Origin of the sequence: Nibrella viscosa, assembly GCF_039541875.1 — a bacterium.
Classification (GTDB): Bacteria; Bacteroidota; Bacteroidia; order Cytophagales; family Spirosomataceae; genus Nibrella; species Nibrella viscosa.
The window spans coordinates 41,358-57,969 of sequence record NZ_BAABHB010000005.1; the positions used below are offsets into that span (position 1 = coordinate 41,358).

Here is a 16,612-nt window from a genome sequence, read left to right on the forward strand (position 1 = left end):
AACAGAGGTCAGGTATTTACACACCCGACCTCTGCGCTATAGTGTTGGTTGAGGTCTAACCGACGGTGTCGCTTCAGACCCTGCCTTGTTTATACAGTTGCCCGACGCTTGCGGGTGTACTGCTCTCTCGACTCAACCAGGCTCTCATATTCTTCTTTCGAGCCGACGACAATATCGCTGTACCGGCGCAGACCAGTACCAGCCGGCACCAGATGCCCTACGATGATATTCTCCTTCAGCCCTTCCAGCGTATCTGTCTTACCACGAATCGAGGCTTCGCTCAGAACCTTGGTCGTCTCCTGGAAGGAGGCTGCCGACAGGAAGCTTTCAGTTCCGAGAGAGGCCTGCGTGATACCCAGCAGGGTCGGCTGCGACACGGCGGTCATGGCGTCACGCACCTGCACCAGCCCCATATCACGACGCTTCAGGCTGGAGTTCTCATCCCGCAGACGACGCGACGAGATAATCTGGCCCGGCTTCAGCGTTTCGGAGTCGCCAGCGTCAATTACCACTTTGGCATCCATCACCTTCTCGTTCTCCTCGCGGAAAGCCCACTTATCAACTACCTGTCCTTCGAGGAAGTTGGTGTCGCCCGAGTCAATGATCTCTACTTTCTGCATCATCTGACGCACGATAGCTTCTATATGCTTATCGTTGATCTTCACACCCTGCAAACGGTATACTTCCTGAATTTCGTTCACCAGGTATTCCTGCACCGCCGTTGGCCCTTTGATGGCCAGGATGTCGGATGGGGTAATAGCACCGTCAGAGAGTGGGTCACCGGCCCGTACGAAGTCGTTGTCCTGTACCAGGATGTGCTTCGACAGCGGTACCAGGTACTTCTTCTTCGTACCGTCTTTCGACTCAATGTAAATTTCTCGGTTACCACGCTTGATGGCTCCGTAGGTAACTACACCGTCGATTTCGCTTACCACCGCCGGGTTCGACGGGTTACGCGCTTCGAACAATTCCGTTACCCGTGGCAGACCTCCCGTAATATCGCGGGTCTTACCAACGTTCCGCGGAATCTTGGCGAGCGGCTGACCAGCCTGGATTTTCTGACCGGCTTTTACCACCAGTCGAGCACCTACGGGCAGGTTATAGCCTTTTTCATCTACATCTTCCAGCAGCGTACTGGTACCTTTCACCACAATGGCCGGGTTCTTGGTTTTGTCGCGACTTTCGATGATTACCATCTCCTGGAAGCCCGTCTGTTCATCAAACTCCTCGCGGTAGGTGATACCCTCTTCAATCGCGTCGAACTCAAGCGCACCCGTCAGTTCCGAAAGAATTACAGCATTATAAGGATCCCAGGCACAAATCTCGTCGCCTTTGCTGATGTGCTGACCTTCTTTGACGCGGAGGAAAGCACCATACGGTACGTTGTGGCTAATCAGCACGACACTCGGCTCATCCGTCTTTACAATACGCACTTCACCCGAACGACCCATAACGACCGTCTGCGGATTACCTTCGTTATCGACCGATTCAACCGTACGCATTTCCTCAAACTGAACAGTACCTTCAAACTTGGCGCGGATAGACGCATCTACCGCAATGTTTGAGGCCGTACCACCCACGTGGAAGGTACGAAGGGTCAACTGCGTACCCGGCTCACCAATGGACTGCGAAGCAATTACCCCAACAGCCTCACCCATGTCGACCATGCGGCCCGTTGCCAGGTTCCGGCCGTAACACTTGGCACAGATACCTTTCTTAGCTTCACAGGTCAGTACCGAACGAATCTCAACAATTTCAATGCTGGTTTCGTCGATACGGGCAGCAATCTCTTCCGTAATCTCTTCACCGGAAGCGACAATCAGTTCTTTCGACAGCGGATCGTAGATATCATGTACCGTTACCCTGCCCAGGATACGCTCCGACAGCGGCTCAACAATATCCTCGTTGTCCTTCAGCGCAGCACTCTGAATACCGCGTAGCGTACCACAGTCTTCTTCCGTTACAATCACATCCTGCGCAACGTCGTGCAGACGACGGGTCAGGTAACCGGCATCGGCCGTTTTCAAGGCCGTATCGGCAAGACCCTTCCGGGCACCGTGCGTCGAGATGAAGTATTCCAATACGTCGAGACCTTCTTTGAAGTTCGACAAAATCGGGTTTTCAATGATTTCACCCACTGAACCCTGCAGGTTTTTCTGAGGCTTAGCCATCAGACCCCGCATACCGCCCAACTGACGAATCTGCTCCCGGGAACCACGGGCTCCGGAGTGCATCATCATGAAGATGGAGTTAAACCCTTGCTGGTCGGCCTCCAACTGCTTCATCAGCGTCTCTGTAATCCGCGAGTTCACCCGCGTCCAGATGTCAATCACCTGGTTGTAGCGCTCATTCTCGGTAATCAGACCCATGAGGTAGTTTTGCCATACGCCTTCCACCTCATTCTTGGCTTCTTCAATCAGGCCGTTTTTGGCATCCGGCACTTTTACATCGTTCAGACCGATGGACAGACCTCCTTTAAACGCCATCTGGAAGCCAAGTTCCTTAATGTCATCCAGGAAGTGAGCCGTCTTGGATACACCGGCAATCTTGAAGATGTAGGCAATGATTTGCTGAAGCTTCTTCTTCGTCAGCAATTCGTTAATATACCCTACCTCTTCCGGTACATTCTGGTTGAACAGTACGCGACCAGCTACCGTATCAATAACTTTTGTTTCGAGTTCACCGCTTTCCGTACGCACCTTCACACGGCACTTGATCAGCGCGTGCTTCGATAGCTTGCCTTCGTTGATAGCAATAATTACCTCTTCCGGTCCGTAAAAGGTCATCCCTTCACCAATTATTGGATACTCTGGCGTGCTCTTGCGGCCTTTGGTCACATAGTACAGACCTAACACCATGTCCTGCGATGGTACGGTAATAGGCGCACCGTTGGCCGGGTTCAGAATGTTATGCGACGCCAGCATCAGCAGCGATGCTTCCAGAATAGCTTCCTGTCCCAGCGGCACGTGAACGGCCATCTGGTCACCGTCAAAGTCGGCATTAAAGGCCGTACAGACAAGCGGGTGCAACTGGATTGCTTTTCCTTCGATCAGCTTCGGCTGGAACGCCTGGATACCGAGACGGTGCAGTGTCGGAGCCCGGTTCAGCAGGACAGGGTGACCTTTCAATACGTTTTCCAGAATATCCCAGATAACCGGGTCTTTCCGGTCGACGATCTTCTTGGCCGACTTCACCGTCTTGACAATACCCCGCTCGATGAGCTTGCGGATAATAAACGGCTTAAACAATTCAGCCGCCATATCTTTAGGCAGACCGCACTCGTGCAGTTTCAGCTCAGGACCTACCACGATTACGGAACGACCCGAATAGTCGACCCGCTTACCCAGCAGGTTCTGCCGGAAGCGGCCCTGTTTTCCTTTCAGCATATCCGACAGGGACTTCAGCGCCCGGTTACCTTCCGAACGAACGGCGTTTACTTTCCGTGAGTTGTCGAACAGCGAGTCAACGGCTTCCTGAAGCATCCGCTTTTCGTTACGGAGAATCACCTCAGGAGCTTTAATTTCAATCAGACGCTTCAGGCGGTTGTTCCGGATAATAACCCGACGATACAGGTCGTTCAAATCGGAAGTCGCAAACCGACCACCATCCAGAGGAACCAGCGGACGCAGTTCGGGCGGGATAACCGGCACCATGCGAATCACCATCCACTCCGGACGGTTCTCCACGCGGCCATTGGCTTCGCGGAATGCCTCAACAACTTTCAACCGCTTCAAGGCTTCGGCCTTCCGCTGCTGCGAGGTATCTGTGGCAGCCAGGTGACGAAGCTGATACGACAGTTCGTCAAGGTTCAGCCGCGACAGCAGCATTTCCAGCGCATCGGCCCCCATTCTGGCGATAAATTTATTCGGGTCTTTATCGTCGAGGTGCTGATTGGTACTCGGCAATTTGTCGATTATATCCAGGTATTCATCTTCCGTCAGAAAATCAAGCTCCTGGATACCGTCTTCTGCTTTGATCCCTGGCTGAACAACTACGTACCGCTCATAGTAAATTATCTGATCAAGCTTCTTGGTTGAAAGCCCCAGCAGATAACCAATTTTATTAGGAAGGCTCCGGAAGTACCAGATATGCGCTACGGGAACCACCAGTTCAATATGGCCCATACGCTCCCGGCGTACCTTCTTCTCGGTCACTTCAACTCCACAGCGGTCACAGATAATGCCTTTGTAGCGAATCCGTTTATACTTTCCGCAATGACATTCCCAGTCTTTTACCGGCCCGAAGATACGCTCGCAGAACAACCCCCCCATTTCGGGTTTGTACGTACGATAGTTGATCGTTTCCGGCTGAGTTACTTCTCCATAGGAACTCTCCAGAATCGACTCGGGCGACGCCAGACTAATCGTCACTCTGGAGAAGTCGCTGTTGAGTTTTTTGTTCTTCTTAAAAGACATACGTTTATGGATTTATTGGGCTAACCACCGAACTATTAAACAATTTGTATGCGACTAACATTCACGGAATCGTTATGAACCGTTACTAAAAAACACTCATTTGAATTTATCTCATCCAACCAGCCCGCATTGAGCCAGAGCTTTACGCCTGGTTTCAGCCAGTTTCCCTTCTTCAGCAGTTGAGAAACAGAGTTTCGTTCCGGTGATGCGACTAACCAATCCCAGGATGCGGTACGTAAATTCCAGGTCACTATATAATTTCCATTAGCGCCCCAGTAACTGGTTGTAACTACATCTGGATTACTCAGGATAATACTTTGATCAGGTAATTGTTGAATTTGCCATCCGTCAATACCCTCTGTTGCTTTATCCTTATTTTGTAAAAACTTACGCTGAATTTGTTTAGCTACGTCAGGAACCTGGTAAATATCTGCTTCAATTATTTTGTGCCAGTAACGCCGGGCAATCTCACTAACCCCGCCTTCCGGGAAATACTGAGACCTGGCTGAGCCAGCCATCCATGTCAATGTAGCCGCGTAATGAGCTTTATTGAAATTCTGGCTTGGCACAAAGTATTCTACAAATGAGAAAACACTCAACAATAGGGCACCAGACAGGCCTACAGCCCACATGAGTTTTTCTGCTGGTTTGCTTTGCCAACACTTAACCAGAATTGTATATGAACAAATAAGCAGCAGAATAGACTGCAGCTTATAGCGACTTACAAATAAGCCCATCAGCGTTGGCGGCCCATTTAACCGAAACAGCGTAGCGGACAAGGTTAAGCAAAACAGAAGGCCAATTAAAGCAGTTAAAAAAACATTACCGGCAGATAAGGGTCCCTTACGAAAAAAAGAGAACACCATATAGGCTGCATACGACCCTGTTATGGCAACTATCAGAAGGCCGGCTATCAGCGCAAAAACTGAGTATTGAAATGGGAAACCAAAGGATTCACTCCCTACAAAGGAATGCGCCAGCGGATTCAGCAAAAAGGAAAAGACGCCACCAATCAGCCCAAAAAATCCCTTAAAATACAAGCTGCTCTCGGCAACCAACTTGTTTACCGAGAACTGGGCTGTCCAGGATGGCTTCTGATAAATAGCGAAAAACACAATCAGCGTTACCACGGTGAAAGCGCTCCATTTGCGTAAGTACTTCCAGTCTCCTTTTAAGAGCAACGCCCCAATTCCGATCAGCAGAAGAGTAGCCGCTCCTGAATTTGCAAACAGCAAAATAAGGCTCAATCCCATAGCCAGCAGTAGCGATCTGGTATCGGAACGATAAGCCAGTAAATAAATAACGGCAATGCTCAATCCAAACATCATAGTATGATTAAAGCATCCCATCATCAGCACAGCCTGGTAATAGTGTAACGAAAACAGCAGCACAACCGGTACAGCAATATGGTAAGCCGCTACTTGCTCTTTCTGATAAAACCGCCAAAGAACAACAGGTATAATCAGTAGCCATAAAGTATGAACCAGCGTAAACAAATAAATGCTAAACGGATGGGTAATGGCCGCAAACCCTATGGTCATTAGCCGCCCCGTCAGAATTATATGCTCCGCATGCGGCTCAAACAGCAGACTCAGCTTCTTACTAAATAGTGGCTCCGCATTGAATCGTACTAACCACTCTAAAAAGTGGAGATCGTCCCAGGTTGGTAAATTTTGAATGGATGCAGATACATACGTATAGAAAGCGAGAACATATAGCCCCAACGACCCAATTAGCAGTCCTGTACTTGTATCTTTTTTTACCAATCTCTGAGTAGCCAGCATCAAGTATCGGTATTCGTCTATAAAATAAACAAGAATATGACCGGGTGGTGATGTGTTCCTCACCACCCGGTACACTCATTGCCTTAATCCATTGTAATCTCCAGGGCAAGACCGCGAAGCTCGTGTACCAGTACGTTAAACGATTCCGGTATGTTCGGCTTCGGCAGGTTCTCGCCTTTTACAATAGCTTCGTAAGCCTTAGCCCGGCCAACAACGTCGTCCGACTTCACCGTCAGAATCTCCTGAAGAATATGTGATGCACCGAAGGCTTCCAGTGCCCATACTTCCATTTCACCGAAGCGCTGACCACCGAACTGCGCCTTACCACCCAGCGGCTGCTGCGTAATGAGCGAGTACGGGCCAATTGAACGGGCATGCATCTTATCATCAACCAGGTGACCCAGTTTCAGCATATAGATGATCCCCACCGTCACCGGCTGGTCAAAACGCTCTCCGGTCAGACCGTTGTATAGGTACGTGCGGCCGTACTCAGGCAGTCCTGCGGCAGCAAGCTCGGCAGACACCTGAGCTTCAGTAGCTCCGTCGAAGATCGGCGTGGCGTACTTGCGGCCTAATTTCTGACCAGCCCAGGCCAATACGGTCTCGTAAATCTGACCCAGGTTCATCCGGGAAGGTACCCCAAGCGGGTTCAAAACGATGTCAACCGGCGTTCCGTCTTCCAGAAACGGCATATCTTCGTCGCGCACGATCCGGGCAACAACGCCTTTGTTACCGTGACGACCAGCCATTTTGTCCCCTACTTTCAACTTGCGCTTCTTGGCGATGTAAACTTTCGCCAGTTTAACGATACCTGCCGGCAGCTCGTCACCTACCTCCAGGGTAAAGCGCTCACGCTTAAAGCGGCCGGTAATCTCGTTCCGGCGCGTATTATAGTTCTTGATCAGCTTAACGATTAACTGGTTTGTGTGATAATCGTCGGTCCAGCCCTCAATCACCAAATCACCCAGCAGGTTCACTTCTTCCGGCACGGAGTAGCTGCTTTCGTCGCGGTACGGGTTTCGATCCGGGAAGAGGTTATCAGTAATGTTCTTACGGTTGAACTTCACGCCTTTACTCATCACCTCATCGCCAAACTTATGCTTGATACCCTGACTGGTTTTCCCTTCCAGCAAGGTAACCAGCTTCTCGACCATCCGATCCCGGAAACCGTTCAGTTCACGACTGTAACGCTTCATGAGGACTTTAATTTCCTCTTTGTGCTTACCCCGGTCTTCCTTTGATGGACGGGAGAACAGTTTAGTGTCAATGACGACCCCTTTCAGCGATGGCGGTGCCTTCTTGGAAGCATCCTTCACATCACCGGCTTTGTCGCCGAAAATGGCACGGAGCAGTTTTTCTTCCGGAGTTGGGTCGCTCTCTCCTTTTGGCGTAATCTTGCCAATCAGAATATCACCTTCCTTCACTTCTGTACCGACCCGTACAATACCGCTTTCGTCCAGGTTGCGAACAGTCTCTTCGCTTACGTTAGGAATTTCAGAAGTCAATTCTTCTTCACCCCGCTTGGTATCGCGAACTTCCAGCTCAAATTCCTCAATATGGATTGATGTGAAAATATCTTCGCGTACCACACGCTCTGAGATTACAATAGCATCCTCAAAGTTATACCCCTGCCAGGGCATAAAAGCCACTTTCATGTTCCGACCAAGGGCCAGTTCGCCTTTCTCAGTCGCATAGCCTTCGCACAGCACCTCACCTTTCTTTACCTTCTGGTTTTTCAGCACGATTGGCTTCAGGTTAATACAGGTATCCTGGTTAGTCCGGCGGAACTTGATCAGGTTATAGGTCTTCAGATCTTCGTCAAAGCTCACGATACGTTGATCTTCTTCCAGATCATAGCGCACCACGATTTTGGTAGAATCAACAAACTCGATAATGCCGTCAGCTTCCGCTATGATCAGGGCGCGTGAGTCGACAGCGACGCGACCTTCCAGCCCGGTTCCGACGATTGGAGCCTGTGGACGAAGCAGCGGTACCGCCTGACGTTGCATGTTTGAACCCATCAGAGCCCGGTTGGCATCATCGTGCTCCAGGAACGGAATCAGCGAAGCCGCCACCGATACAATCTGGTTGGGGGCAATATCCATAAACGACACGTTCGACGGCTCGGCCATCGGGAAGTCTCCCTCAAAACGAGCTTTCAGACGATCGACACTGAAGTTACCCGAGTTATCGACACCCGAGTTGGCCTGAGCGATGTAGTGGGCATCTTCTTCTTCGGCAGTCAGGTACATCACCGGCTTTTCTACCGCTACCTTACCGTTTTCGATAACCCGGTACGGCGTTTCAATAAAGCCCATGCTGTTTACTTTGGCGTAAACGCAGAGTGACGAAATCAGACCGATATTCGGACCTTCCGGCGTTTCGATGGTACACAGACGCCCGTAGTGCGTGTAGTGTACGTCACGAACTTCAAAACCGGCCCGCTCCCGCGACAGACCGCCCGGTCCAAGTGCCGACATCCGACGCTTGTGGGTGATCTCGGCCAGCGGGTTGGTCTGGTCCATAAACTGTGACAACTGGTTGGTACCGAAGAACGAGTTGATAACCGAGGACAGCGTCCGGGCATTGATCAGATCAACCGGCTTGAAATCTTCATTATCCCGCACGTTCATCCGCTCCTTGATAGTTCGGGCCATACGAGCCAGACCCACGCCGAACTGTGCATATAACTGTTCACCTACGGTCCGGACACGGCGGTTGCTGAGGTGGTCGATATCATCGACAACAGCCTTGGAGTTAATCAGACCAATCAGGTACTTCACAATCGACACAATATCTTCTGTGGTCAGTACCTTCGTATCAGCAGCCACTTCCAGGCCTAGTTTTTTATTAATCCGGTAGCGACCTACATCACCCAGGTCATAGCGCTTATCGCTAAAGAAGAGGTTCTGAATGATTTCACGAGCGGTTTGCTCGTCTGGTGCCTCCGTATTCCGGAGTTGGCGGTAGATCTGCTCAACCGCTTCTTTCTCCGAATTAGAGCTATCTTTCTGAAGTGTATTATAAATGATATTGTAGTCAGAGACGTTCATATCTTCCTTGTGCAGGATGATTGACTTCTGACCAGAATCCATAATTACATCAATATCGTCAACTGAGATTACCGAGTCACGCTCCAGCAATACTTCATTCCGGCTGATGGATACTACTTCACCTGTATCTTCATCCACGAAGTCTTCCGTCCAGGTACGTAGCACCCGTGCAGCCAACCGCCGGCCAATAGCCTTCTTCAGGTTAGCCGGGGTAGCCGGAAGCTCTTCCGATAGACCGAACAAGTCCAGGATCTCTTTATCTGAGCCGAAACCAATTGCCCGCAGCAACGTCGTTACCGGAAACTTCTTCTTCCGGTCGATGTATGCGTACATGACGTTATTCACGTCGGTAGAAAATTCAATCCAGGAGCCTTTGAACGGAATGATACGTGCAGAGTATAGCTTAGTACCATTAGTGTGCTTGCTCATGGAGAAGAACACGCCCGGCGACCGGTGCAACTGCGAAACAATTACCCGCTCCGCCCCGTTAATGACGAACGAGCCTTTTTCGGTCATATACGGGATATTTCCTAAAAAGACCTCCTGCTCAATGGTTTCAAAGTCTTCGTTATCCGGGTCGTTACACGACAACCGCAACTTAGCCTTGAGAGGGACGGAATAGGTTAAGCCCCGGTCGATACATTCGTCAACCGAGTATTTAGGAGGATCGACAGAATAATCAATGAACTCCAGTACGAAGTTTTCGCGGGAGTCAGAGATTGGGAAGTTTTCCTGAAACACTTTAAACAGACCTTCCTGTGAACGGTGGTCTGAAGGCGTATCAAGCTGGAAAAAATCTTTAAATGATTTGACTTGAACATCCAGAAAGTCCGGATATTCGATCACTGGCTGAATCGTCGCAAAATTTTTGCGCATATTATTGGTGTTTGCGTTATTAGCCAAAGCTGTCTGCATTTAGTTGAGTGATCGATTAGATGAGCGCGTCCGTACTTGGGCTTTACGGAGAACACAGTTTACAGGAAATAAGTTTATTTCCGGAGCCTCAACAATAAAAGTCTCCAAACAGGAAAAGACCTGGCGAAAGCCAGGCCTACCCTGCTTGGAGCAATGTATCCAGGAGCGATGCTTATTTAACTTCTACTTCAGCACCAGCTTCTTCCAGTTGCTTTCTCAGCGCTTCGGCTTCGTCTTTAGCAACGCCTTCTTTCACCGGCTTCGGAGCGTTGTCAACCAGTTCTTTAGCTTCCTTCAGACCCAGACCAGTCAGGTCTTTCACCAGCTTCACCACAGCCAGTTTAGCTGCGCCGGCGCTTTTCAGGACAACATCGAACGAGGTTTTCTCGGGAGCTGCTGCGGCCGCTTCGCCACCTCCGCCACCACCGGCTACCATTACTGGAGCTGCGGCTGCGGGCTCGATGCCATACTCATCCTTCAGGATAGCTGCCAGTTCATTAACTTCTTTTACCGTCAGGCTTACAAGCTGCTCAGCGAACGCTTTTAAATCTGCCATTTTAGTATTCTTGATTAGGTTGTGATACGATTTGATTAATTATTCTTTGCCGGAAAGGGGCTGTCAAGCAGCTTCTTCACGCTCCGACAGCGTTTTCAATATGCCGGCCAATTTATTGCCACCACTCTGCAGGCCAGAAATAACATTTTTAGCCGGAGATTGCAGCAGACCGATAACGTCGCCAATGAGTTCGTTTTTGCTCTTCAGTGAGATGAGCGTATCGAGCTGATCGGCACCGATAAATAAGCTATAGTCTACAGAAGCACCTTTCAGTTGCAGCTTAGTGTTTACCGTCTTGCGGTATTCCTTAATCAACTGAGCCGGTGCCTTACCTGATTCCGGATGAAACATCACCCCCGAAAAGCCCTTCAGTACGCCATCGTTGAACGAAGCATAGTCGGCGTCCAGAGACTCCAGTGCCTTTTTGATCAGGGTATTCTTAACAACCCGGTATTCGATACCCCGCTCGAAACACATTCTGCGGAGCTTGTTTACCTCATCAACAGACATGCCGCTGGCATCTGTGATATAGAAGTACGGAGTCGTCTGAAACTTCTGACTCAGTTCTTCAATAATGACCGCTTTTTCCTCCCTTGTCATATTATATTCCCGCAACGGTGGCTTTGTCGATGTCTACACTAGGACTCATTGTACTCGACAAATGAATCGACTTCACATACGTACCTTTAGCCGACGACGGCTTCAGGCGCATCAGGGTAGAAATGACTTCCTGAGCGTTTTCTGCCAATTTATCCGGCGTAAACGACACCTTACCGACACTGGTATGGATAATACCAAACTTGTCGACTTTAAAGTCAATCTTACCTGCTTTTACTTCGCGGACAGCTTTACCCACTTCCAGCGTTACGGTACCCGACTTGGGGTTAGGCATCAGACCACGCGGACCCAAAATACGACCCAGTTTACCAACTTTGGCCATAACGTTCGGCATCGTGATGATGACGTCAACGTCGGTCCAGCCTTGTTCGATTTTCTGAATATAGTCGTCAAGTCCTACGTAATCGGCCCCGGCTTCTTTTGCTTCAGCTTCTTTGTCCGGCGTACACAGCACCAGTACCCGTACCTGCTTACCGGTACCATGCGGCAGTGTGGCGACCCCACGGACCATCTGGTCCGCTTTGCGGGGATCAACGCCCAGCCGGACATCGATATCTACGGAGGCATCGAATTTGGTGTACGAAATCTCTTTCAGGATTTCGGCCGCCTGCTGCAGCGAGTACTCCTTCGCTGCATCAAATTTCGATTGAGCTTCCTTTTGTTTCTTAGTTAACTTTGCCATTTGTCTTTAATGCTATCGGCAAGCCGCTTATTGGTTATCCCAGGGTGCTGCGCCAGTCACCGTTATACCCATACTCCGGGCCGTTCCGGCCACCATCTTCATTGCCGACTCAACCGTGAAAGCGTTCAGATCCGGCATTTTCGTTTCTGCGATAGTGCGAACCTGATCCCACGTTACTGAGCCAACTTTGTTGCGGTTTGGCTGCGCTGAACCACCTTTCAGCTTAGCCGCTTCCATCAGCATAATCGGTGCAGGAGGTGTTTTAATTACAAAATCAAAAGACTTATCTTTATAATATGTAATCAGCACCGGCAGTACCATGCCCATTTTTTCCTGCGTACGTCCGTTAAACTGCTTGCAGAATTCCATGATATTCAAACCCTTGGAACCCAGCGCCGGACCGATCGGAGGAGACGGGTTAGCCTGTCCGCCTTTCACCTGCAACTTTACGTAGCCAGCTACTTCTTTTGCCATTGTTTTCCTTTGTTGCTTCAGCCTAACCAGTCACTGCGTCTTCAATGGGAAGCAAAAACAACAGGACCTCTCAGCCAAATGTGCATCAACTCTCTTTTTCTACTTGTGCGTAACTCAGCTCTACCGGTGTATTCCGGCCAAATATTTTAACAACGACGTTCAGTTTCTTCCGTTCGTCGAATACTTCTTCAACGGTGCCGATAAATCCGCTGAACGGACCATCAACCACTTTGACAGACTCACCTTTCAGGTAAGATAATGTTGGCGAAGCCGCTTCCTGCGTTTCTTCGTTTACCTTACCTAGAATCCGATTCACCTCGGCCTGACGGAGCGGGACCGGTATTTTGGAGTTGCCACTGGTGTTACCCAGAAAGCCCAAAACGCCCGGCATACTGGTAATCAGGTGCAGCGCTTCGCCATTAGACAAATCAGCCGAGACGAGGATGTATCCGGGAAAAAATGTCTTTTCCCGCACGCGCTTCTTACCATTACGCATTTCGTACACCTTTTCCGACGGAATAAGCACCTGCGGAATTACTTCGCCTAAGCCCTGTCTAATGATCTCGTTGTCCAGGTAGGATTTAATTTTCTTCTCCTGCCCGGCAACTGCCCGAATCACGTACCAGTTTATACCACTGCTCATCGCTACTTGCTAAAACTCCCCCTATCAGAATGACTGATAAAAGGCGTTTAATCCGTTTTCAAATAAATAATCAATTAACCCGACTAAAAGCGCAAAAATCAACGATGCTACCAGTACCAGCGTAGAGCTTGACTGTAGATCTGTGAATTTAGGCCAAGTCACGTTATGCTGAACTTCCTCCCAGGAGTGCTTCAGAAACGAGGTTACCTTGTCCATGTGTTAAGGAGATTGGCACGGGTGGAGAGATTCGAACTCCCATCAACGGTTTTGGAGACCGCTATTCTACCCTTGAACTACACCCGTATATACGATTTTTTGATAGTAGACGCAGGACATTAGACCCGTAATAACATTAACTCTTTAGTCTAATGTCCTGCGCCCAGTATCCAATCTTCCGATTTCGGACTGCAAAGATACGCAATATTCAGAAAAAACAAATGCATTCCCCGAGAGAAATGCATTTGTTTTCAGCTAATTACTTAGTCAAGAATCTCCGTTACCTGACCGGCACCTACGGTACGGCCACCTTCACGAATAGCAAACCGAAGACCTTTTTCCATCGCGATTTTGTTGATCAGCGTCACTTCAATCGTGATGTTATCGCCCGGCATAACCATTTCTACGTTGGCCGGCAGCGTGATTTCACCCGTTACGTCTGTGGTACGGAAGTAAAACTGCGGACGGTATTTGTTGAAGAACGGCGTATGACGGCCACCTTCTTCCTTCGACAGTACGTATACCTCAGCCTTGAATTTGGCGTGCGGAGTTACCGAGCCTGGCTTACAGATTACCATACCCCGACGAATGTCGGTTTTTTCAATACCACGGAGCAGCAAACCCACGTTGTCACCGGCTTCGCCACGGTCCAGAATCTTCCGGAACATTTCAACACCTGTTACAACTGACTTCAGGTTTTCTGCACCCATACCCAGAATTTCTACCGGGTCACCTGAGTTGATAACACCACGCTCAATACGGCCGGTAGCAACCGTACCACGACCGGTGATTGAGAACACGTCTTCAACCGGCATCAGGAACGGCAGATCGGTCTGACGAGGAGGCAGCGGAATAAAGCTGTCAACCGCATCCATCAGCTCTTCAATCGTTGATACCCACTTAGAGTCACCATTCAGACCACCCAGGGCAGAACCCTGAATAACCGGGATGTTGTCGCCGTCGAAATCGTAGAAGCTCAGCAGTTCGCGAATTTCCATTTCTACCAGTTCCAACAGTTCCGGATCGTCTACCATGTCGACTTTGTTCATGAAGACAACCAGCTGAGGTACACCTACCTGACGAGCGAGCAGGATGTGCTCCCGAGTTTGGGGCATCGGACCGTCAGTAGCGGCAACTACCAGGATAGCACCGTCCATCTGAGCCGCACCCGTAACCATGTTCTTCACATAGTCGGCGTGACCAGGGCAGTCAACGTGTGCATAGTGACGGTTAGCTGTCTGATATTCTACGTGAGAGGTATTGATGGTAATACCACGCTCTTTTTCTTCAGGGGCGTTGTCAATAGAAGAGAAGTCTCTTTTCTCGGCCAGACCCTTTTCGGCCAGCACTTTTGTAATGGCAGCCGTCAACGTCGTTTTACCGTGGTCAACGTGACCGATCGTACCGATGTTTACGTGCGGTTTTGAACGGTCAAAAGTTTCTTTTGCCATGTTTAAAAAACGCTTAAGTGAACTGTAATTGGTTTTTGGATGAATTTGCCTATTATGAAGAAAGTGCCCATAGGGACACTTATCTGTAAAGCCGGGTCACCCTGGACATCCTTATCAGTTTGACGGCTTGGAGCCTTCTATCGGATTTGAACCGACGACCTCTTCCTTACCAAGGAAGTGCTCTACCACTGAGCTAAGAAGGCTTGTTTGTAATGCATAACGAACAATGCAGAATGAACATGATTACCCCACTATTCATTGTACATTATTCTATTTGCTCCGAGCGGGAGACGAGTCTCGAAGTGGACCGCCACCCTGGCCGCAACCTGCAGCTTGGAAGGCTGCCGCTATGGCCTTACTCTTGAGCGGGAGACGAGTCTCGAACCCGCGACCTGCAGCTTGGAAGGCTGCCGCTCTACCAACTGAGCTACTCCCGCTTCTTAGTCGGCAGTTGACAGTATTCAGTGTGCAGAAAATTGCTTACTGAGAACTGCCTACTGAAGACTTTGGTGGGGAGTGGAGGATTCGAACCTCCGAAGGCATACGCCAGCAGATTTACAGTCTGATCCATTTGGCCACTCTGGAAACTCCCCGAAAAATTAACCTGTTAAAGAACGCTTTTGGGCTGCCCGCCCGTTTGGAGTTGCAAAATTACACGGTTTTGGCTTCTTGTCAACATCTATCCTAAAATTATTTCCTGACCTGTTATCAAAAAGAGACCGCTCCTCTGCCTGGAGCGGTCTCACATTACTAAAGTTATTCCTTTTTAAAGGCCTATGCCAAAACTAATAGCTCTGACATCTGGACCATAGCCAGGTCTGAACAAAGGATTTAAGTCGTACTTTACAAAAAAGTTGGTTTTAGCGATTCCTAAATGAGCGATAAGGCCGTACCGAAAGTTGTTCAGGTAAAAGTTTGAGTGGTTGCGCTCTTTATTGTTGTTCAGTTCTTTTATCTTGGTGTAGCTGTCGATTCGGTAGCCGCCGTATACCCCGGCACCCAGATGAAAGAGTTTGCGACCACTTGAGCTGTAAAACGTCACGCGTGGCACAAATGGTATGTTAATGGTTGTCACTGTTAATTTGCTTTTCTTCAGGTCCCGGCCCGCATCCACAAAGGCTACACCGGTAGGCGTTTTTACTGCAATATTGTCCTGTTCAAACATAAAGTTATTCCAGGAGACTTCCAGTGCATAGTACAACCGGAGTGAAGCCGTTTTTCCCCGCACAACAGTCGGCATCTGCCCTACACCCAGGCTGACATACCGGGAGCCAATTGGTCGTAGTTCATAGGCTTCGGACGAGTAGGCAGGACTCGATGTTTTCTGGATTAGGCCGTTCAACCCAATCCCAACTCCTTCAATATTCAGATTCCAGTTTGCCCGCCGGCGACGTTCCTGATTTCGTCGGTATTCTCTGTCCGCATCAGTGCCATCTTTGCTCTCGTCTTTCCGTTCAACTTTACTCTGTTTGTCGCGATCTTTTACAGTAACCGTTACTTTGCCGTCTTTGCGGGTTATAACAATTACAGTATCCCGTAAATAGCGTTGTGTGCTCTTTTCGTCGATTACCAGGTATTTCTCACGACTGTCGGTGCTGTCCATCATCAGCCCCATTTCAGAAATGAGCTTATTGATGTCGTAATTGGAGAGCTGACGAATACCATTCTTATCATCAGAGTGGATGACCAGACGGGTCTTGTTACCGAACAGGATGACTAATGAGTCGGCCGGAGTAGCTATAGCAGCGGCTGCCCATCGGCTCATCAAAAGTAATAAGGCGGTGGTGAGAATATATTTCATGTTC

11 protein-coding genes and 4 tRNA genes are annotated in these 16,612 nt (G+C 49.4%); all 15 read right to left on the bottom strand.

What is annotated here, in order from left to right; genetic code table 11:
* Positions 1–89: 89 nt before the first annotated feature.
* Positions 90–4,415, bottom strand: a complete 4,326-nt coding sequence (gene rpoC, locus ABD931_RS13975) for a DNA-directed RNA polymerase subunit beta' (RefSeq protein WP_345268102.1) — start codon at positions 4,413–4,415, stop codon at positions 90–92.
* Between the two features lie 35 nt (positions 4,416–4,450).
* Positions 4,451–6,199 carry a hypothetical protein gene (locus ABD931_RS13980; RefSeq protein ID WP_345268104.1) on the bottom strand — a complete coding sequence of 583 codons (1,749 nt, stop codon included), beginning with the start codon at positions 6,197–6,199 and terminating at the stop codon, positions 4,451–4,453.
* 83 nt (positions 6,200–6,282) lie between these two features.
* A complete protein-coding gene (gene rpoB, locus ABD931_RS13985) occupies positions 6,283–10,128 on the bottom strand; it encodes a DNA-directed RNA polymerase subunit beta (protein ID WP_345268106.1) in 3,846 nt (1,281 codons plus the stop codon).
* A gap of 211 nt (positions 10,129–10,339) precedes the next feature.
* On the bottom strand, positions 10,340–10,723 hold the full coding sequence (rplL, locus tag ABD931_RS13990; RefSeq protein ID WP_345268108.1) for a 50S ribosomal protein L7/L12: 384 nt from the start codon (positions 10,721–10,723) through the stop codon (positions 10,340–10,342).
* 63 nt (positions 10,724–10,786) lie between these two features.
* The gene (gene rplJ / locus ABD931_RS13995) at positions 10,787–11,323 is read right to left on the bottom strand and encodes a 50S ribosomal protein L10 (protein WP_345268110.1); all 537 of its coding nucleotides are present in this window, start codon (positions 11,321–11,323) and stop codon (positions 10,787–10,789) included.
* A gap of 1 nt (position 11,324) precedes the next feature.
* Positions 11,325–12,023, bottom strand: a complete 699-nt coding sequence (gene rplA / locus ABD931_RS14000; RefSeq protein ID WP_345268112.1) for a 50S ribosomal protein L1 — start codon at positions 12,021–12,023, stop codon at positions 11,325–11,327.
* Between the two features lie 27 nt (positions 12,024–12,050).
* On the bottom strand, positions 12,051–12,497 hold the full coding sequence (gene rplK, locus ABD931_RS14005; protein ID WP_345268113.1) for a 50S ribosomal protein L11: 447 nt from the start codon (positions 12,495–12,497) through the stop codon (positions 12,051–12,053).
* Positions 12,498–12,582: 85 nt separating this feature from the next.
* Positions 12,583–13,140, bottom strand: coding sequence for a transcription termination/antitermination protein NusG (gene nusG, locus ABD931_RS14010; RefSeq protein ID WP_345268115.1), 558 nt, complete (start codon positions 13,138–13,140; stop codon positions 12,583–12,585).
* A 24-nt stretch (positions 13,141–13,164) separates the two neighbouring features.
* A complete protein-coding gene (secE, locus tag ABD931_RS14015) occupies positions 13,165–13,356 on the bottom strand; it encodes a preprotein translocase subunit SecE (RefSeq protein ID WP_345268117.1) in 192 nt (63 codons plus the stop codon).
* 13 nt (positions 13,357–13,369) lie between these two features.
* Positions 13,370–13,443 (bottom strand) — tRNA-Trp (locus tag ABD931_RS14020).
* Positions 13,444–13,619: 176 nt separating this feature from the next.
* On the bottom strand, positions 13,620–14,807 hold the full coding sequence (gene tuf / locus ABD931_RS14025) for an elongation factor Tu (protein ID WP_345268118.1): 1,188 nt from the start codon (positions 14,805–14,807) through the stop codon (positions 13,620–13,622).
* A gap of 128 nt (positions 14,808–14,935) precedes the next feature.
* Positions 14,936–15,010: transfer RNA gene (locus ABD931_RS14030), tRNA-Thr, on the bottom strand.
* Positions 15,011–15,171: 161 nt separating this feature from the next.
* Positions 15,172–15,244: transfer RNA gene (locus tag ABD931_RS14035), tRNA-Gly, on the bottom strand.
* Between the two features lie 70 nt (positions 15,245–15,314).
* Positions 15,315–15,400, bottom strand: a tRNA-Tyr gene (locus tag ABD931_RS14040).
* Between the two features lie 173 nt (positions 15,401–15,573).
* Positions 15,574–16,608 carry an outer membrane beta-barrel protein gene (locus ABD931_RS14045; protein ID WP_345268120.1) on the bottom strand — a complete coding sequence of 345 codons (1,035 nt, stop codon included), beginning with the start codon at positions 16,606–16,608 and terminating at the stop codon, positions 15,574–15,576.
* Between the last annotated feature and the right edge of the window lie 4 nt (positions 16,609–16,612).